This window comes from Flavobacterium sp., assembly GCF_035292545.1.
Lineage (GTDB): Bacteria > Bacteroidota > Bacteroidia > Flavobacteriales > Flavobacteriaceae > Flavobacterium.
The window spans coordinates 13,556-33,139 of sequence record NZ_DATDPV010000059.1; the positions used below are offsets into that span (position 1 = coordinate 13,556).

The following is a 19,584-nucleotide window of genomic DNA, read 5'->3' on the forward strand; positions in this document are numbered from 1 at the left end:
AAAGTGAAATAATATATAGCTCAAAAAAAGCGATCTTCTTTCAATCAGACAATTGATATATAAGAGCTCAAAGAAAGATGATCAGGCAAATTCATCCGCTTCTCAATTCTTTCCTTCCTTTTTCGACAGGCCTCAAGAGTGATGTTGAGCATCGTAGCGATTTCTTTAGTATTTAAATTCATATACACATAAGAAATATAGCGGATATCGGTTGTAGTAAGTTGTGGATGCTTTGCGGTCAGATTTTTAATAAAGCCTTGATTGACTTCTTCAAAGTGACGGATAAAATCATCCCAGTCATCATCAATTTTTAAATGGGCTTTTAAGGCTTTAACATCATTTATGAGTACCCTGTTTTCAGAAAGTTCAGGTGCTTTAGATAATGATTTTAAAATCTCCTCCAACAATTGGTTCCTTCCGGAGAGATATAATGACTTCGATGAAATTTTTTGGTTTCTTAATTCTATTTCTTTTTTGAGACGCTCCTGCTCTAATAAAGCCGTTTTTTCTTTTTCGATGAGTAAGGAATTACAGGCTGTTTCTTTTTGAAGCTTAAATTCTATAATTTCCTTATCACGTTGGGCAATTAATCTGCTCTGCTTGTTTTTTATAAGATGGTTTCTAAAAACCACCAAAAGGATAATAATACCAAAAATAATACTGGCTAATATCGAGTAGAAAATTTTCCTTTCGTTCTTTATTTTAGATTCTTTTTCGGAAATTTCTTTTTTATAATTCTGAATTTGAAATTTAACTTCGCTGCTTTCAAACAACTTCCCGTTTTTTATTACATTGAGTTTATTATCAGCAGCATTAATGGAATCCTTATATTGAAATGCTAGATTGTACGTCTTCAGCCTGAAATAAATATCGGCTAAAAGCCCGAACAACTCTCTTTTATTCTCTAAATCTGGTTTCTCCGATAAAGTGTTATTGGTCCATTGCAAGGCGGAAACTAGATTATTTTCCTTTAAATAGGTTTTTGCAATAATACTGGAGAGTAAAAGACGATTATCATTATTCTCCTCGTTTTTCAGATTATAAAACAGCTTTTCAGCGCTTAATCTTGCTTTTTGCGGATGCCCCAAAAGTAAATCATTGACGCAAAGTGTAATTTGTGCCGGGATGCTCACTTGTGGGTGCTGGGTATAACGCAGTGATTGATCAAGATAGTTGCGTGCTTCCTGTAATCTGTTTTCTTCATTGGCCAGACTGCCTAAGTTCAGGGAATACAAACCAATTTTTATGGAGTCATTATTTTTTTTGGCAATCCGATAGGCTTTTAAAAAATAATCATTTGCCTTTCTAAATTTCTTTTCCTTACTATATAATATCGCTATATTATTAAGCACAGTCATCTCATGGGCTGTATCCAGATATTTTATGGCAATTTTGTAACTTTCAAGATACTGCTTTAAGGCCTCGCCATAGTCAAGCATCATATAATAGTTGCAGCCAATGTTGTTTTGAGCCAGGAACATTTGTTTGTGCCATCGGTTTTTTTCTGCTAATGTGCGGGCTTCGGTAAGCAGTTCTAATGATTTGACATGATTTTTCTTCCACATGACATCTATTCCAGACCTGATTAGGGAATCACAATACTTAATATCTGCTCCTATGGCAGAATTACAGCAAAATAAGCCTATGAAAATAAAAAGATAAAGTGATTTAATTTGTATTAATTTTGAAATCATGCCCAAATATCGGTATAAATTTTGAAAATAAAAATCCTATTTTATTGTAAAAATGTTTTTTTTACTAAATTTTAATTTTTAAAGTTTTGTGCTGTTTGACTTCATCAATACCTCACTCCTGCCGCTCATCTCGCAACAATAATAAATAATATCAAAATTGAAATAGCAAGCAATTGTTTAATGAAAAGCGTAGAAATAATTATGAAATGTTAAGTAATAATTTAAAGAGCAATCAATCAATTAGTATTTTGATTCATTACTGCATTGTCTTTAATTGTAGAATAATATTAATAACAAAACTTTTTAAAAAAAAGAGTTTTATTTAATATAACAAGTGTCATTTTATAAATAGCTTGAAACTTAAGAAACATTATTTTTTCAGATTAGGATTGTTTTTTATTTATGCCAAAACGCAATTCAAACCAGTTAACGCTCAAAATGGCTATGCGTTATTAAAGTAAAACTAATAACCGATATTATTGAAATTTTTCCAAAAAACTAAACTGTCAGAATGAATTGGTTAATTGAATTAAACGGTCACTAGTTTAAAAGACACTACAAAAGCCATTACCGATATAATAATTCCGAACATAAAAAGAGTATAGGCGATTCGCAATAATCTATATTTTTTCTCCAAAACCAATCCCAAAAAGTACAAATCTTTAATCAAAGAATTATACAAGTATTCCCTGTCTTTCATCATTTCGTTCATAGCCCATTGGTATTCATCCAAAGGCATTTTATAAAAATTGCCAAAGAAAAGTAAATTCACTTTTTTATCTTCAATATCTTGTCGGGTAAAGACGCCTTCTGTAACTTTGGGACGAGTGGAAAGTATAGCAAAAATTATAGTGATTACACTTGATAGCAACAGGATAAAAGTTGGAATCACCAAATGAACATTGTTTGGGCTATCTAATTTTGGCATGATTGTAGAAAGTGCAATCGAAATAATAATGACGTTTACAGAAAGCAAAATATTTGCCTTACTGTCTGCAATACCGCTCAAACGCGTATGATTGGATAATGTGACTCTAAACAAAGTATCAATCCCACGGTCTGGCTTTTCGGTTTTTTCTCTTTTTCTCTTTTCTTTTTCCATTTCTTTAATCCTTTTCGATTCGATTTTATCAATTTTTTTCTGAATCCGCTTTATGTTTTTTTCTTTTAATGGTTTCCAATGTTTAATAGCAAAATCAGTATAGAATCGATGCTTATTTACTAAAAAATCTAAGTTTTCTGCTGCCCACTCTTTATCAGTATATAATTTATGTGTTGTACTTTCCCATTCTCCTCTTAAATCTTCGCAAGTCAAACCATAATCATCACTGAAAAGATGGTAATAATCCGCATCTTTTATTATTTTTTCAAAAATGGTTTGTGGTACATAATCCATTACCGTTGCTTTGATTAAGCTGGAAACTTTATCTATAAACACATCTGGTTTACCCTTTTCCCTTAAGAAATTAGCAGCAATGGCAATACTTGACTCTTCATGATTGGAGCAGCCATTTATATATCCCGTGTCATGAAACCAAGCCGCGATAAGTAAAATCTCTTTGTCGGAAGGATCTATTTTTTCGCTGTCAGAGAGGGTTTCAACAGCGTTCACCACACCATGTGTATGGTTAAAATTATGATAGATATATGAATTAGAAAGTTTATCTTTGAGTAATTTACCAACAAAATCTTCGGCTTGTTCTATAAGATTCATAAACAAATTTTTATATTACTAAATTATGAAATTGTTTCCGGATAATTGTTTTATTACATCAAATAAAGCGGCGTTTATATTTTTTTTGTCGGGACTTATTTTTCAATCGTGTGCGACACATCAGGTACAATTGGGAAAAAACATCAAAAATCCGGTACCATTAAACGTTGCTGATAGCTCAAAAATTGCGCATACTTTCTATTTAATCGGTGATGCAGGAAATGCCGATGAGCAAAAAGCCAAGCAAACACTTGCGCTACTCAACGATCAATTAAAAAAAGCAAACGAGAATACAACGCTGTTATTTCTTGGTGATAATATCTATCCTAAAGGATTACCGGATACCGACACTCCAAAAGAAAGAGCTTTAGCAGAAATCAAACTCACGAATCAGCTGGAACTAGCCAAAGATTTCAAAGGAAAAACTATTTTTTTGCCTGGAAATCATGATTGGTATAGCGGTATTAAAGGACTACAACGTCAAGCCAAATTTGTAACCGACTATCTCAATGATAAAAAATCATTTTTACCAAGAAAAAGCTGTGCCATTGATGATTTGAAAATAAATGACAATCTGACTTTGATCACTGTAGATAGTCAATGGTATTTGGAAGACTGGGATAAAAATCCAACAATCAACGAGGACTGCGACATCAAAACACGGGAAGCTTTTTTTTATGAATTAGAAAATCTTCTGAATAAAAACCAGGATAAAACAGTAATTCTGGCACTTCACCATCCTTTGATGACAAATGGAACACATGGTGGTCAGTTTTCATTAGAAAAACAACTCTTTCCATTGCAACAAAAAATTCCATTACCCGTCTTGGGTTCTTTCATTAATCTAATCCGAAAAACATCTGGAGTAAGTCCACAGGACATTCAAAACAAATACTATACAGGCTTTGTCAAACGCGTTAAAACATTATTGCAAAGTCAGGATAATATTATTGTGGTTTCTGGTCATGACCACAATTTGCAATATATTGAAAAAGACAATATCAAGCAGATTATTAGCGGTGCCGGTTCAAAATCGGAAGCCGCAAAAACCGTATTCCCTAATGACTTTTCTTATGGTGGCAATGGTTTCGCTACGGTTACTATTTATGAAAATGGAGCTGCAAAAGTTTCTTTTTATGGCGAGGAGAACAATAACGCAAAACTGCTTTTTGAGCAATCCATATTAAATGTAGCAAGCATCACTTCGCCACAAGAATTTCCCGCTTCATTTCCTAAAATTACAACAACAGCTATATATTCAGAAAAACAAACCCATAAAAGCGGATTTTATAAATTTCTCTTTGGAAAGCATTATCGAAAATACTACAGTTTGCCAATAGAGGCAGCTACAGCAACTATTGACACACTTTTTGGGGGCTTAAAACCAAAACGCGCCGGAGGCGGACATCAGTCTAAATCATTACAAATCGTCAATAAAGAAGGAAAAGAATATGTAATGCGTGCCTTAAAAAAAAGTGCTTCTCGCTTTCTGCAATCGGTAGCTTTCAAAGATCAGTTTATCTTATACGAATTTGAAGATACGTATGCAGAGGATTTTTTGTTTGATTTTTATACCACTTCGCATCCATATACTCCTTTTGCAGTGGGTAATTTAGCAGATAAAATTGGTGTTTCTCATACAAACCCAGTATTATATTATATACCAAAGCATAAAGCATTAAAAGGGTTTAATGTCGATTTTGGTGATGAACTGTATATGGTGGAAGAACGACCGTCCGATACCCAAAAAGAAATAAAAAGTTTTGGAAAGCCAAATGCTATTCTGGCAACAGATGATGTACTGAAAAATCTTCAAAAAGATCAAAAATATACCATTGATGAAAATGCCTACATCAAAGCCCGACTATTTGACATGCTGATCGGTGATTGGGACAGGCACGAGGATCAGTGGCGTTGGGGTGAATACAATGAGGACAAAAAAATAATTTACAAACCCATTCCGCGCGATAGAGATCAAGCTTTTACAAAATACGACGGGGTATTGATTTCTCTTTTAATGAATATGCCGGCACTGCGTCATTTTCAAACTTTTAAAGGGAAAATTAAAAATGTAAAATGGTTCAATCGGGAACCTTATCCGTTAGATCTTGCTTTTCTTAAAATTGCCAACGAAAAAGAATGGCTAAATCAGGCAAAATACATTCAGGAAAACCTTTCGGAAGCAGATATCGATGCCGCTTTCAGTAATTTACCTATAGAGGTTCAGGACGAAACTTTGGAAAGTATTAAACATAAGTTAAAATTAAGAAAAACCAAACTCCAACTCTATGCTTCTGAATATTACAAAGTGCTGCAAAAAACAGTTTTGATTGTTGGTACTGATAAAAAAGATAAATTTATAATTCACCATAAAGTAAAAAATCAACTCGATATAGAGGTCTATCGATTAAAAAATGAAGGTGACGAATTACTTTATACCAAAACTTATAATGCCAGAAAAACCAAAAATATTTGGATTTATGGATTAGACGATGAGGATGTTTTTGAAGTAAAAGGAAATGAAAAATCGACCATAAATATCAAATTAATCGGCGGGCAAAATCATGATACTTACACAATTGAAAACGGTAAAAAAGTAAAGATTTACGATTTTAGGTCAAAACGAAATTCATATGATTTAGAACGTAAAACTAAAGCAATTTTGACCGATGATTACGATCTGAACCTGTACGATTACAAAAAACCTAAATATAATGTGTTTTCAGGATTGCCGATTTTAGGCTTTAACCCGGATGATGGCATAAAATTGGGAATTATAGCTAACTATACAATAAATAATTTCAAGCAAAATCCCTACACACAAAAACATACAATCAAAGCCAACTATTATTTTGCAACAAATGGTTTTGAATTGATGTATGATGCCTATTATCCCAAATCATTAGGCAAATGGGATTTCGATTTAGAATTCCAATTCACAAGTCCAAATTTTACAATTAATTATTTTGGGTATGGCAATGAGACCGTCAATAATGATGCTGTTTTTGGAATGGATTACAATCGCGTTCGTATTAAGCAACTTAAAGTTGTACCTGCATTTAAAAAAGTGGGGAGATATGGCAGCGAAATCAATTTTCAAACTAGCTTTGAAAATATAGAAGTGGAAGAAACTAGTAATCGATTTATAAATATGCCTACCAATGTAAATTCAACAGTTTTTAAAAATCAACAATTTGCTGGAGTTAAACTTGGGTACAATTTTGAAAATTACGATAATCAATCACTTCCAACAATGGGAATGGGATTTTCAGTAACTGGGAGTTGGAAAATTAACTTACAAGAGACCTCAATAAATTTCCCGACACTGGAAGGAAAACTCAATTTCAACCATAAAATAGATGCCAATGGTAAACTGGTTTTAGCAACTTTAGTAAAAGGTAAGGCTATATTTAACGATGATTTTGAGTTTTACCAGGGTGCAACACTAGGCGGTGATTATGATTTGAGAGGTTTTAGGAACGAACGCTTTTTAGGCAGTAAATCTTTCTTTCAAAGTACTGATTTACGCTGGAATATCGGAAAAATCAGAAAAAGTATTTTGCCAATGACTTACGGTGTTTTGGCCGGATATGATTACGGGAGAATATGGTTAGATGCGGAAAATTCCCGGAAATGGCATCAATCTGTTGGTGGTGGATTATGGCTTAATGGGCTAAACGTGATAACAGCAAAGCTTACTTATTTTAAAAGTGATGATGACAAAGCGAGAATTGCTTTTGGTTTAGGGTTTGGATTTTAGTTTTTCAAGACTCACCTCATACACGTTTCCTCCTGTTTTCTTAATCCTTTCGTCAGCAATAAGTAACGTATCATCATCTTTAAAACAAATGGCTTCTTTTTGGGAAAAATGGTTTAAATCCAATGGTGTTCCGGTGCCGTTTAGAAAATTATCGTCATTAAAATTTTCAAACAACCATATTTTATCATGGCTAAGAAGGACTACTTTAGTAGCATCCGGACTTATGGCAGCACTTGTTATTGCACAGTACTTATAATTATCACAAGTCTTAAATTTACCTATTAATTTTGCCTCATGAAAACCTGATACATTTGGAACTTTATATAAAAATGTAATGCCATCAAATCCTTTGCTCCGGTTTTTGGTAAAGAGATAGAAATTATTTTTAAACTCAAAAAAACCTTCAACATCATAGAACATTGCTGTTTTTTTGGGCGGAAAATCTTTTTGTTCCGGATAAGCAAATGAAATTTTGTATTCAGGTATTGTACTTTCGTTATCTAATGAATTTTTATCGATTTTATAAATACACAAATCCTGACGTACATTGTCATTGTTACCAAAATCACCAATGTATAAATTCCCGTCTTTGTCTTTAGAAATATCTTCCCAATCAATATTTTCAGTGTTTTCGATGGTTATATTTTTTACTATTTCACCATTGGAATTTAATCCATAAATTGAATTTGCATTGCCGCTGTCTTCTAAAGTCCAAAGCAAATTATTTTCTGGGAAATAAGTAATTCCAGATATTTCTTTTAGATCATTTGATAATGCAAAAAAAGGTATAAGCGAGTCAGAATCATTTTTACATGAGACCGTTAAAAAAAATAGGGCTGCAATATTAAAATAGGTTTTCATCATATTTTAAAGGAAAATGTAAAAATAATCTATTATACTAAATAATTGCACTGATATATCAGCGAACTCTTTTTGAATCGGGAAAATACAATCTTTATCCACAACAGAAAAGTTTTTTTGCAACCTAAATTTTTACCCGAGCACTTAAATACGATTTTCCTCATTGTTAGTTCCTATATATAAAGAGAAGGAGCTATCCGAAAAGCAATTGCTTCCAATAAATATTCCAACTACTTAAATTAGAAAAAAAAAATCCTACGATTGTGATGCAATTTTATTAACATTGGCAAATAAATTATAATTTATATAGGTTTAAAAATCAAAAAATTCATACCAATCGGACTTCTCAACAAAGTAATTAGGACTTCTCAGCAAAATGAGTAAGCTACTTAAATCGCAACTTTGTCTCAAAAAATACTCAACATCATGAATAAAACAATTTTAATCACCGGAACATCATCGGGAATTGGTAAAGCAACGGCAAAACTCTTTGCTACAAAAGGTTGGAATGTAATTGCAACAATGCGTTCTCCTGAAAACGAAACAGAACTGACAAAAATGAATCGTGTTTTTGTTACCCAATTAGATGTACTAAACCCTAAAAGCATTCGCTCCGCCATTCAAATCGGAATCGAAAAATTTGGAAAAATAAATGCAATCGTAAACAATGCGGGCTATGGTGAGTTTGGCATATTTGAAGCCATTCGAGAAGACAAAGTACAAACCCAATTTGAAATAAATGTTTTTGGAGTGATGAATACCATCCGAACCATATTGCCTCATTTCAGGGAAAATAAAGGCGGCATGATTATCAATATCAGTTCGGGAGCTGGGCGTTTTACCTTGCCTTTAATCTCTTTATATGCCGCTTCTAAATTTGCTTTAGAAGGTTTTTCGGAAGCATTATCCTTTGAACTAAACGCTTTAAACATTGGTGTAAAAATCATTGAACCTGGAGGAACTACAACCAATTTTACCAAGGTAAGCAGAGAAAAAGCCGTAGATAATAAATCACTCGAAGATTATGATGATTTTCTAGCTGCCACAGGAAAACTATTTGAAAGCATGATCGATATGGGTCTGGCTTCAGCCGAAGATGTGGCTGCTGTTATCTATGAAGCAGCTACTGATGGAAAAGATACATTGAGGTACGCAATAGGAAACGAAGATTTCAACAAACGCATAGCTAATAGAGCGAGTATGCTAGATCAGGAATACATTAATTCGGTTAAAAATAGCTACTTAAAATTTATGAAAAAGTAAAAAATACAGAATCGTTATGACTATATGCATAACGATTCTGTTTAAATTTGCAATACTATTATTAACTTACTTGTAAAATATGGTCTCGAGTAATAATATCCTTTATTCTTGTTATGTGACAAGAAATTTGTCCAACGAGCAGTTCATTCCAGAACATATCTTTTTGTATCAATTATCCGGATCACTTATTATTAATGATGCCAACAAAGAATATATTGTAAAGACTGGGGAATTTTGCCTTGCAAAAAGAAATCGGTTGGCAAAATACATCAAACTGCCACCTGAAAATGGAGAGTATAAAACAATCTCCATCAGCCTGACCCAAAATTTTTTAAGAGATTTCAGCAGGGAATTTGGATACACTGTCAACGATATTACTAACGAAGATGCTGTTATAAAAATAAAAACAGATAGATTGCTAGAAAAGTATGTTCACTCCTTGTCTCCTTATTTCGATTTAGATGGACAAGAAAACGAAGATCTTCTTTTATTAAAAACTAAAGAAGCAGTATTACTTTTACTGAAAACGAATCCCGATTTAAAAAATATATTATTTGACTTCAGCGAACCAGGAAAAGTCGACCTTGAAGCATTTATGAATCGCAACTTTCGGTTCAATATAAGTATAGAACGCTTTGGCTACATGAGCGGACGAAGTCTGACTACCTTTAAACGTGATTTCGAAAAAATATTCCATACCACTCCAGGTCGTTGGTTAGTGAGAAAACGATTGGAAGAAGCCTATTACCTTATAACAAAAAAGAGCATGAAACCTTCGGATGTTTATCTGGAAGTAGGATTTGAAGATCTTTCCCATTTTTCATATGCCTTTAAGAAAGAGTTTGGAGTGGCTCCATCTAAAGCTTAATAATATTTAGACTAAAAATAATAAGAACCTGCAACAAATATTTATGCTGCTATAATACGTTGCTTCTACTTGTTCTAAAAACCAAAAGTAAGTGTGCCAAATTTCCTTTAAGTACTGAAAGTAAAAGCGAGGTAATGTCATAGTATAGTGATCTTCTGCTTATCTATGAGCATATATTAACTGATTTTTGAGGGACTTTCACCAAAAGTTTTCTTAAAAGCATATGAAAAATGGGAAAGATCTTCGAATCCTAAATCATGATAGATTTCTGTTGCCATTTTTCCCTTCTCTTTTATCAGATAATAGGCTTCCTTTAATCTTTTTTGTTGCAACCAACGACGTGGAGTGGTATGGAATATTTTTTCGAAATCACGTTTAAAAGTCGCAAGACTTCTGCCTGTTAAATAGGCAAATCGTTCTAAATGAACGTTGAAATGGTAATTTTTATTCATAAACGCTTCCAAGTTTATTTTGTGTGGCTCATTGAAATCGAAAAGAAAATTTTTCAATTCTGGATTGGTTTCCAGTAGCAGTATTAGCCCTTCCTTTAGTTTTACTTCTAAAAGCTGCTGATTATTCGAAATATTGTTTAGATGATATTCCAGCAAAGAGTTAACATAGGCTTTCAAGAAACGATTTGTTTTCAGATGAAATACAGGGTCAGGGTCTTGCTGGTTTTTTTCATAAGATACCCTGTATTCCATGCTGAAATTTTTTAGTGTTTCTTGATTCAAGTAAATGCTCAACGATTTAAATTCGCCATTTACCGGGGGTTGCTTTTTAAATTTTAGCAATTGATTCCTCTTAATAAAATAAAACGAACCTTCTTCTGCTTCATATTCCTTGTTTGCGTCGTTAAGAATAAGAGAACCCGCAATTTGATAAATCAAAACATGTTCAGGCACGAATTGTTCTCCTTCTCTACTTTTTTGATGGTAACAGGAATATAAAATACCTAAAGATTTTATGTTTTTGTTTTCAGGTTTCATTTGCTATACAGCTAATAAAAATATTTATAGATTTATCCAAGGACCAGTTACTCTACTCTAAATAGAAGAATTAGGAATACATTTAATTTAGAAAATTATTCTTTAAGTTTTATTCCTTTTGACTTAGAAATTTTTTTCCTTCTTCCGATTCAAACATATTTTCAGCATCATCATGGTCAGTTGAAGTACTTACAGGTAGCCATTTTTCAAATTCTGCTTTTCTACTTTCGTCTGCACTACTTAAAATAGCAACAGCTTCACTACCTAATACCAAATGCTCAGGTGGTTCTGGATGATTTACCAACGCGAGCATTACTTCGGCTGCTTTTCTTGGATCTCCTAGAGGAGTAAATGCCCCTGATGTCAAAAATTTTTTGATTCCCCCTACCGTGCTTTCGTAACCCTCAATGTCTTTGGCAAAAGTCATAGATGCGCCAGCCCAATCCGTGCGAAAACTACCAGGCTCTATTGATGTAACCTTGATACCCAAAGAAACAACTTCTTTATTAAGTGCTTCTGAAAAGCCGGCCAAACCAAATTTTGCCGCTTGATATATCGTCAGCCCTGCATTACCAACTCTGCCGCCAACAGAACTGATTTGAAGTATGCGTCCCGAACGTTGTTTACGCATATAAGGTAAAACAGCACGGGTTATTTCAATAGGCGCATATAAGTTGACCGATAATTGACTGCTAACCTGCTCATCCGTAAAAGCTTCTGTAGCACCTATGACACCAAATCCTGCATTATTTACTAATACATCAAGTTTTCCAAAGTATTCTATCGCTTCCTTGACAGATGAATAAATTTGCTTTTTGTTACTCACATCTAAGGAAAGTGTCAAAATTTGATCTGAGAACTTTTCAACCAAATCATTTAACTGTTCTACATTTCGTGCCGTAGCTACTACTTTGTCGCCATTTGCTACAACTGCTTCAACCAAGCTTCTGCCAAGTCCTTTTGAACTGCCTGTAATAAACCATACTTTTGTCATTGCTTTTAAATTTTGTTTCTGCAAAGATCAAGAGTTATTCAAAAGAAAACTTTGCTAAAAAGCTCAATATTGGTTTGTTTTAAAGCACAGTAATTAATCACTTATTGTAGGCAATCAAATTTTGATAGCTAAATTCAAAAATGCTCCATCTAGTCAGCAGCAAATTAATAAGACCAGTACTATTATAAACCTATAGGAGACTAAGACTTAACTAAATTAAACAACTTGATCTGAGATTAGTTTTTTTAAATAGACTGAGATGACTTCTATTTTACTATTGTTCCCCGCCATACGAGAAATCATAATTCCACCCTCAATCATGGCAAACATAATTGTAGCAAATTCAGCAGCAACCCAAGTAGGTTTAAAAATACCTGCATTAATACCCTCTTGAATGATTTCAGCAATGATTTCCTGACTTAGATTAATTACTTTGTTGACCTTTAGTTTAACGGTCTCATTAGTATCATCAGCTTCTGAACCAAAATTAAGTATAGGACATCCTCCTACTACCATTGGTTCCAGAGGGTTGTTAAACAAATTGATATAAGCAAATAATTTATCTTTTGGATTGGTAAACGAATTTATAGCTGTAGCTACTTTTTCCTTTAGTATTTTCATATTATAATCAACTGCAGCACAAGCAAGGATATCTTTATTTTCAAAATGCACGTACAGACTTCCCTTTGAAAGTTTAGTGGATTCCATGAGATCACTCATTGATGTAGCGGCAATTCCTTTCGTATTAAATATTGGCGCAGCCTGTTCAATAATAAATTGCTTAGTTTGTTCTCCCTTAGTCATATCGTTAATCTAAATTCATTACAAAGATATATGACTAAACGGTCATATTAGTATTATTTTTTAAAAATTAACAATTTAAAACTAAATACTTATTCAATACTTAAGCTTATTCCAAAAGAAAAAAATTAAATATCCCTTATAAAAATAGAATCAAACTACAAATAATTCAAGTCGAATTATGAAAGAATCAAAAAAAACTTAATAAAAAAGTTAATCTTATGTTTTTACAAATTACAAAAACAAATATTAATTAAATAATTATAAATCAATTAGTTATATAAATTAGCTTCATTAATTACTTATAGTAGTATAATTAACAATTTTAGAATTTATTAAAAATTTATTCCAAATTATTTTAAAAATGACCAATCGGTCATTATATTTGCAATCTATTTAAGAAAGGAAAATAGCTACCATCAAAAAATAGCAAATGCTTTTTGATAAAAAAAATGACCAAGTGGTCACTAATGTAAATTAAATAATTTAAAAAAATCATGACAAAAACAATTTTAATTACAGGAGCTTCTCGAGGGTTTGGAAAACTTTGGGCAGAAGCATTTTTAAAACGCGGTGATAAAGTAGCCGTAACAGCAAGAAATCTGGATACGCTTTCAGATTTGAAAGCAAAATATGGTGATGCCGTACTTCCAATACAATTAGATGTCAATAATAGGGAAGATTGTTTTACAGCTATCAAATCTGCAAAAGACTATTTTGGACGTATTGACGTCCTTATTAATAATGCCGGTTATGGATTGTTTGGTGCCATTGAAGAAACTACCGAAAAAGAGGCCAGAGATCAAATGGAAACCAATTTCTTTGGGCTTCTTTGGGTAACGCAAGCCGTTTTACCTATCATGAGAGAACAAAAAAGTGGACATATCATACAAGTTTCAAGCTTTTTAGGATTAATGACACTTCCTGTATTAGGGCTTTACAATGCTTCAAAATTTGCAGTTGAAGGATTAAGTGAAACGCTTGCCACTGAAGTGGCTAGTTTTGGGATTAAAGTTACAATGATTGAGCCTAATGGGTTTTCCACCGATTGGGGCGGAGCTTCAGCCATTCAAACGCAAGCTACAGAAACATATGCTCCTCTAAAACAAGCTTTTCAAGATGGTCTGACTCCTGACATGTTTGGAAAACCAGAGGCAACTACAGCTGCGATAATTAAAATTGTGGATTCCGAAAATCCTCCTTTACGATTACTTCTTGGTAAAGTCGCGTTTCCAGCAGTAAAGCATACTTATGAACAACGCTTAAAAAGTTGGGAAGAATGGAAAGAAGTTTCTGATGATGCTCACGGAAATTAATTAAATAAAGACAGCGTATCAGTTTATAAATTAAACTGATACGCCATTATATAAAATCGCTTGATAAAAGAATAATTAGTAATTTATAATGAAACAGAAAATAACATTTGCACTGATTATGGGTGTAATTACAACAGGAATAATATCTTTTAGCTTAATAGCCATAAATTTAGGTTTTTCAGACCGATTTTTTAAAGTATGGTTGAAATCATGGTTACTATCCTATTTAATAGTGGTCCCAGCCATAATAATTATTGGTCCTCTAGTACAAAAGTTAATAGACAGAATATATAAATAAAAGGTAATATACTAGGCAATCTAAAATGCAATAACCCTACAACTACTATTGACCTTGAAGAGCTAACCAATAATCTATGGAATATGCACCGCTGCCTTTTATTGCAATAATTAAAAGCAAAGTCAGTAATAATATAAAGTACTCGATACCCTCTCCCCTCTTTTTACCAGACCAATTCACTGTCCATCCATCCGGTAAATGATTAAAAAGGGCGCCGGTAAAAATGATAAAATTACATATAGCAGCAAATCTTCCCATAAAACCTATTATCAGCATTACACTCCCTATAGATTGCCCTATAATAACCATCCAGGCAAGAAATAGAGGAATTCTTTTTTCTTTAAAGCTATTTAACGAAGCGTTAATGCCAACACCTCCTCCAAAATCATCAAACCAACCTAATAGTTTTTGCATGCCATAAGGAAAGATAATAATTCCTGCTACGACTCTTATGATGGTAAAAACATAATCTGCCTCTGTTTGAAGTATCGTATCAATAGTTTCCATAGGATATAATTATGTTTTTGTTCGCTTTTGTTTTTTAATCTAATAGTAAAATTAAGAATTGTAAATCAAATTAGGACTTTCATTTGAATTAAAAAAACATCGTATTTATTGCTGCCCTCTTTATCATTATTTAAATTTTGCTCCACTTAAAGAGTATCAAAATCCAGCTTATTCATAAAAATATTTTTATCAAGGTTTGATATTCATAAAAACAGGATTTCTATTCCTATAACCTAGGTTTTAGTTTTAAGCCAACTTTGCAATAACAAAATAACAGTACTGCAAAACAACATTTAAAAATAGAAATTAACAAAGAAAATTAAACCATTAAATTAATATTAAAAAACAAAATTATGAAAACTATGAAAACAATTTTAATTACAGGAGCAGGTTCAGGATTTGGAGAAGGTGCAGCAATCGGTTTAGCACAATTGGGACATACAGTAATAGCCGGAGTTCAAATTTATCCTCAGGTAACAGCGCTTCGCGAAAAAGTAAAAGCCCTTGGACTTGAAAAAAACCTTAGAGTGGAAAAACTGGATATCTTGGATCAGTATGACGTGAAAAATGCCCTTACTTGGGATATTGACATTTTCTTTAGTAATGCCGGTATCGGAGAAGCTGGACCTGCATTTGAAATGCCAATGGATTTGGTAGAGAAAAATTTTCAAACCAACGTATTTGCTCCATTAGCCATTTCTCAAAAATTCATCTCTAAATGGATTAAAGGAGGAAAAAAAGGAAAAATAGTATACACTTCTTCAATGGGTGGTTTGTTTACTCCTGCAGGTTTTGGGATATATGTTTCTACTAAACATGCTCTTGAAGCCATAGCCGAAGCCTTGCAACAAGAAGTTAAACCGTACAACATTCAAATCCAAACCATTAATCCTGGTGCTTATCTTACCGGATTTAACGAAACTATGGCCGATGCTCCTTTCCGTTGGATGGATGACGAAGTGAACTTCACTAAAAAAGCCGACTTAAGAGCAACTTTTGACAGCTTACTTGGCACACCGGAAGGAACACTTGATGCCACAGAAATGATCAATGCCATGATTGAAATCGTGCCTAAAGAAGAAGGTAAATTTAGAAATGTAGTGCCTCAATTTGTGGAAGACATGCTAAAAGAGCACCAACTGAATGCTTGGGAAAATAGAATCTAATTATCAAAGCTTCTATTCAATATAATAAGAAAAAGGAAAGTCGGTTAAGCCGGCTTTCCTTAGTACAATACTATTCAAAATGAAGCTTTAAGTGTGTTGTAAAATTCAGTATAAAATATAAATTATGTCCCATGAAAATTAAAAAAGCAACATTATGGTGGGGATCTCCAAACAGTTTTTCTGAACGGGAAGACGAACGAAAAGTTAGCTGGCTGGAATTGTTTTATGATTTAGTTTATGCCGCAACTATCGGCCACCTGACACAATATTTATCAATAAACATGAGCTGGCAGGAGCTTGGATTTACCTTTTTTATATTCGCTTTTATTTATTGGTCATGGACGAATGGGAGTTTGTATCATGATCTACATGGCAATAATGAAATTCGAACACGTTTATTTACATTACTCCAAATCATAGCCATTGCAGCTGTTGCAGTAACCCTTACCGATCTTTTTAAAGAACATCACCAACCATTTGCAATTTCGTTTACGCTAGTACAACTAATTATTACCTATTTATGGTGGAGCACAGGCCACTTTGATCCTTCCCATAAGCCATTGAACAGGTATTATGTGTTGAATTACAGTATCAGTGTCCTGCTTTTTATTACATCTATTGGTTTAGACTACAACACTGCATTAATTTTATGGGCTTTTGCGTTGCTACTCAATTTAAGTACGAGTCTTGTCAGCGCAAATACCATAAAAAAAGAATTAAAAAAACGAGGTGAAATCTTTACCCTATCAGCAACTATGGTGGAACGCTATGGTCTTTTTGCAATTATAGTATTAGGAGAAACCGTTTTTGGGATAATTGATACCATTGCAAATATACCTGTGAAAGGCTTTTATGAGTGGACCGAGTTTACTGTTGGGATCATTATTTCTTTTTTGCTTTGGTGGATATATTTCGGTATGATAGGCAACAAGAAAGTAAAGATTGGATATCGGTATTTTGTCCTGATTGATTACCTTAATCTAATTCTTCTTTTTGCTATTGGGGTTGTTGGAGCCTGCACAAGAGCCATATTATCTCCCGAAAATAGTCCTTCGGATACTATCATTAAATGGATATTTGGTATCGCATTGATAACAATTTTAATCAGTATAATAGCGCTAACCTATATTAGGGAGCATGATACCGAAGAGCTTTCTCATACCTACCCCACTAGCAAATTAGCATTATTAAGTGCAGTATTGGTTTTATTACTCACCTTTTTTAGTAATTTACTTTCGGTGTTGGGTTTTATGTCTTTAATTACCGTGCTACTGCTCCTTCCTGTTTTAGCAGGAACAATAGGTTGGATTAATTTTAAAGTTGGTAAAAAAAAATGACCCGATGAAGCCAAATAAAATTATGAATTTCAAACTTTCTAAGGAATTATTACTAACCTATATCATTGCTATTTCTATATTGTTTGAGTTTTAAAAGTCTTTTTAAAAATTGTATTTTTTACAAATTTATTTTAATTTTACATTAATTTTTGTATTATGAAAGAGACCATAGATACCAAGACAATCAATATGCTGCGAGATATACCCGATTTAGTTCCTGTACTACGTGAGTTTTTTGAAGATTGGCCAATAAAAGTGGTAAATCGTCGCAAATACAACTGCAGTAATTACCTTTCACCAAATAGACGGAATTTCTACAAAATTTTAATGATTACTGGAGGTAAAGGGATATTTACATTAGGTTTAAACACTTATAATATTGAAGAACCGACCCTAATTTTCATACATCCCAATGATATTATTTCATGGAAATCGCTCTCGGACGTGTCCGAAGGATATTTTGTATTGTTTAAAAAGGATTACATCAACAATCATCCTACCTTTAAGTCTACTATGGATAAGCTTGGAGCTTTTAACGACAAATCAAAAAGTGTTATTCAGCTTGACGAGACTTCCGTTTCCAGTTTTAATCTTTTGTGGGAAAAAATGGAAAACGAAGAACTGGAAGGGAATGATTTTAATAATGAATCGATTCAGGCCTATATGCAGCTCATCATGATTGAAAGTTTTCGTGCCGCTAAGTTTCCGCAACCTGATGCTGTAACACCTGAATTTTCACATGTACATAAGTTTTTTAATCTTCTTGAAGATGAAACATCTAATATCAATTTTGAAAAACCTATAAAGCTAAGAACTGCAAAAGAATTTGCAACCTCGCTATCGCTTCATCCTAATTACCTGAACAAACTTCTTAAAAAGTATACTGGTCAAAATGTAAGTACACACATCAGAAATCGCATTCTTGATGAATCTAAAGCTATGCTGTTGCAAACAGTTTGGACATTACAGGAAATAAGTTATTCCGTAGGTTTTTCTGACCAGCCGAATTTTAATTTCTTTTTCAAGAAAAATACAGGTGTTACTCCTTCTGAATTTAGAAAAGCATATAATATTTCAGTGTAAGATTAATAATTTTAAGAAAAGCCGATAAATCCATACGATCTATCGGTTTTTTTGTTTTTTAGCATTTTAAAAAAAATAGCTGAATAATATATTTAGACTATTATTGCAGTATAGAGTATATGGAAATCAGTATCCCAAGATAAAGACTTTATTGAGCCATTTCTTCGGCCTTTAATTTGTATTCCTAAAACATTTTAATAATACTCCGATCCTAAATTTATTTCACTATTATATTAGATTCGTTTAGTTATAAAAATTCGTTGTTTTTGAACTAGAAAATCTGTGAAATAAACATTCTCACTTCCTGTATCCATAGCCTTTAAACTTAAATTAACCTCAAAATAATGAATCCAATATCAAATGTTTGATATTCATAAATCCACGGCTGTTTATCCTAAGTGCTAGGCTGTTCTATTGCTTTAATTTTGACATATAATTAATACTAAAAGTATTGATATTAAAAAAATCATTCATAAATCTTAAAACTAACATTATGGAAATTACAGCCACACAAACTCAGAAAGTGCTGAATCAAGCTACCAGCAAAGCGACAGAAATTAATGTAGCTGCCAACATTGTCATTGTAGACACTGCTGGATATTTAAAAAGTTTTATCCGCATGGACGACGCCTATCTTGGCTCAATAGATATTGCTTTTGGCAAAGCAAAAACAGCCATGCTTTTCCGAATGAATTCAGAGGAAGTAGGCACATTCCTTGATCCTGTTCATAAAGCCTACGGGATGATTAACACCAGCGGCGGTCTGGTAGGATTTAAAGGTGGAGTACCCATAAAATCTAACGATCAGATTATTGGCTACATAGGAGTTTCTGGCGGAAGCCCGGATCAGGACTTCGAAATTGCTGTTGCAGGAAGTCTTATTTAAAAATAAATTATTCAAAAATCACAATCATTAGCAACAATAAAATTTTA

General features: G+C 33.0%; 16 protein-coding genes and 1 pseudogene. 10 read left to right on the top strand and 7 right to left on the bottom strand.

The window, feature by feature from the left end; translation table 11 throughout:
- Positions 1-44 precede the first annotated feature (44 nt).
- On the bottom strand, positions 45-1,565 hold the full coding sequence (locus VI621_RS10065) for a tetratricopeptide repeat protein (protein ID WP_324218256.1): 1,521 nt from the start codon (positions 1,563-1,565) through the stop codon (positions 45-47).
- Positions 1,566-2,223: 658 nt separating this feature from the next.
- Positions 2,224-3,408 (bottom strand): Pycsar system effector family protein, encoded by a 1,185-nt coding sequence (locus tag VI621_RS10070; RefSeq protein ID WP_324218257.1) that lies wholly within the window; start codon positions 3,406-3,408, stop codon positions 2,224-2,226.
- Between the two features lie 25 nt (positions 3,409-3,433).
- On the opposite strand from VI621_RS10070, the gene VI621_RS10075 reads away from it, so the two are divergent.
- Positions 3,434-7,168 (top strand): metallophosphoesterase, encoded by a 3,735-nt coding sequence (locus tag VI621_RS10075; protein ID WP_324218258.1) that lies wholly within the window; start codon positions 3,434-3,436, stop codon positions 7,166-7,168.
- Here the strand turns inward: VI621_RS10075 and VI621_RS10080 are convergent.
- Complete coding sequence (locus VI621_RS10080; protein ID WP_324218259.1) at positions 7,151-8,032, bottom strand: SdiA-regulated domain-containing protein; 882 nt, start codon at positions 8,030-8,032, stop codon at positions 7,151-7,153. The two genes, VI621_RS10075 and VI621_RS10080, sit on opposite strands and share 18 nt — an antisense overlap.
- 423 nt (positions 8,033-8,455) lie before the next feature.
- On the opposite strand from VI621_RS10080, the gene VI621_RS10085 reads away from it, so the two are divergent.
- Complete coding sequence (locus tag VI621_RS10085; protein ID WP_324218260.1) at positions 8,456-9,292, top strand: SDR family oxidoreductase; 837 nt, start codon at positions 8,456-8,458, stop codon at positions 9,290-9,292.
- A 79-nt stretch (positions 9,293-9,371) separates the two neighbouring features.
- Positions 9,372-10,160 (top strand): helix-turn-helix domain-containing protein, encoded by a 789-nt coding sequence (locus VI621_RS10090; protein ID WP_414655491.1) that lies wholly within the window; start codon positions 9,372-9,374, stop codon positions 10,158-10,160.
- Positions 10,161-10,336: 176 nt separating this feature from the next.
- Here VI621_RS10090 and VI621_RS10095 read toward each other — a convergent pair whose 3' ends face one another.
- Positions 10,337-11,149 (bottom strand): AraC family transcriptional regulator, encoded by an 813-nt coding sequence (locus VI621_RS10095; protein ID WP_324218262.1) that lies wholly within the window; start codon positions 11,147-11,149, stop codon positions 10,337-10,339.
- A gap of 30 nt (positions 11,150-11,179) precedes the next feature.
- On the opposite strand from VI621_RS10095, the pseudogene VI621_RS14835 reads away from it, so the two are divergent.
- Positions 11,180-11,314: pseudogene (locus VI621_RS14835) on the top strand (hypothetical protein); the annotation flags it as partial.
- Here VI621_RS14835 and VI621_RS10100 read toward each other — a convergent pair.
- Both VI621_RS10100 and VI621_RS10105 read right to left on the bottom strand, forming a co-directional pair.
- Entirely contained in the window at positions 11,259-12,167 is a 909-nt protein-coding gene (locus VI621_RS10100) for an oxidoreductase (protein WP_324218263.1), read from the bottom strand. The pseudogene VI621_RS14835 and the gene VI621_RS10100 sit on opposite strands and share 56 nt — an antisense overlap.
- Before the next feature lie 192 nt (positions 12,168-12,359).
- A complete protein-coding gene (locus tag VI621_RS10105) occupies positions 12,360-12,947 on the bottom strand; it encodes a TetR/AcrR family transcriptional regulator (RefSeq protein WP_324218264.1) in 588 nt (195 codons plus the stop codon).
- 494 nt (positions 12,948-13,441) lie between these two features.
- Here VI621_RS10105 and VI621_RS10110 point away from each other — a divergent pair, with 494 nt between their 5' ends.
- Both VI621_RS10110 and VI621_RS10115 read left to right on the top strand, forming a co-directional pair.
- The gene (locus VI621_RS10110) at positions 13,442-14,260 is read left to right on the top strand and encodes an SDR family NAD(P)-dependent oxidoreductase (protein WP_324218265.1); all 819 of its coding nucleotides are present in this window, start codon (positions 13,442-13,444) and stop codon (positions 14,258-14,260) included.
- Positions 14,261-14,378: 118 nt separating this feature from the next.
- Positions 14,379-14,558: a DUF2798 domain-containing protein gene (locus tag VI621_RS10115; protein ID WP_324218285.1), complete on the top strand. Its 180-nt coding sequence runs from the start codon at positions 14,379-14,381 to the stop codon at positions 14,556-14,558.
- Positions 14,559-14,603: 45 nt separating this feature from the next.
- On the opposite strand, the gene VI621_RS10120 is transcribed toward VI621_RS10115, so the two are convergent.
- Complete coding sequence (locus tag VI621_RS10120) at positions 14,604-15,065, bottom strand: DoxX family protein (RefSeq protein WP_324218266.1); 462 nt, start codon at positions 15,063-15,065, stop codon at positions 14,604-14,606.
- A 362-nt stretch (positions 15,066-15,427) separates the two neighbouring features.
- Between VI621_RS10120 and VI621_RS10125 the strand changes: the two genes are divergently transcribed.
- From VI621_RS10125 to VI621_RS10140, 4 genes are all read left to right on the top strand, one after another.
- Positions 15,428-16,231 carry an SDR family oxidoreductase gene (locus VI621_RS10125; protein WP_324218267.1) on the top strand — a complete coding sequence of 268 codons (804 nt, stop codon included), beginning with the start codon at positions 15,428-15,430 and terminating at the stop codon, positions 16,229-16,231.
- A 131-nt stretch (positions 16,232-16,362) separates the two neighbouring features.
- A complete protein-coding gene (locus VI621_RS10130) occupies positions 16,363-17,568 on the top strand; it encodes a low temperature requirement protein A (RefSeq protein ID WP_324218268.1) in 1,206 nt (401 codons plus the stop codon).
- A 156-nt stretch (positions 17,569-17,724) separates the two neighbouring features.
- On the top strand, positions 17,725-18,651 hold the full coding sequence (locus VI621_RS10135) for an AraC family transcriptional regulator (RefSeq protein WP_324218269.1): 927 nt from the start codon (positions 17,725-17,727) through the stop codon (positions 18,649-18,651).
- A 493-nt stretch (positions 18,652-19,144) separates the two neighbouring features.
- A complete protein-coding gene (locus tag VI621_RS10140; protein ID WP_324218270.1) occupies positions 19,145-19,537 on the top strand; it encodes a heme-binding protein in 393 nt (130 codons plus the stop codon).
- Positions 19,538-19,584: the final 47 nt, after the last annotated feature.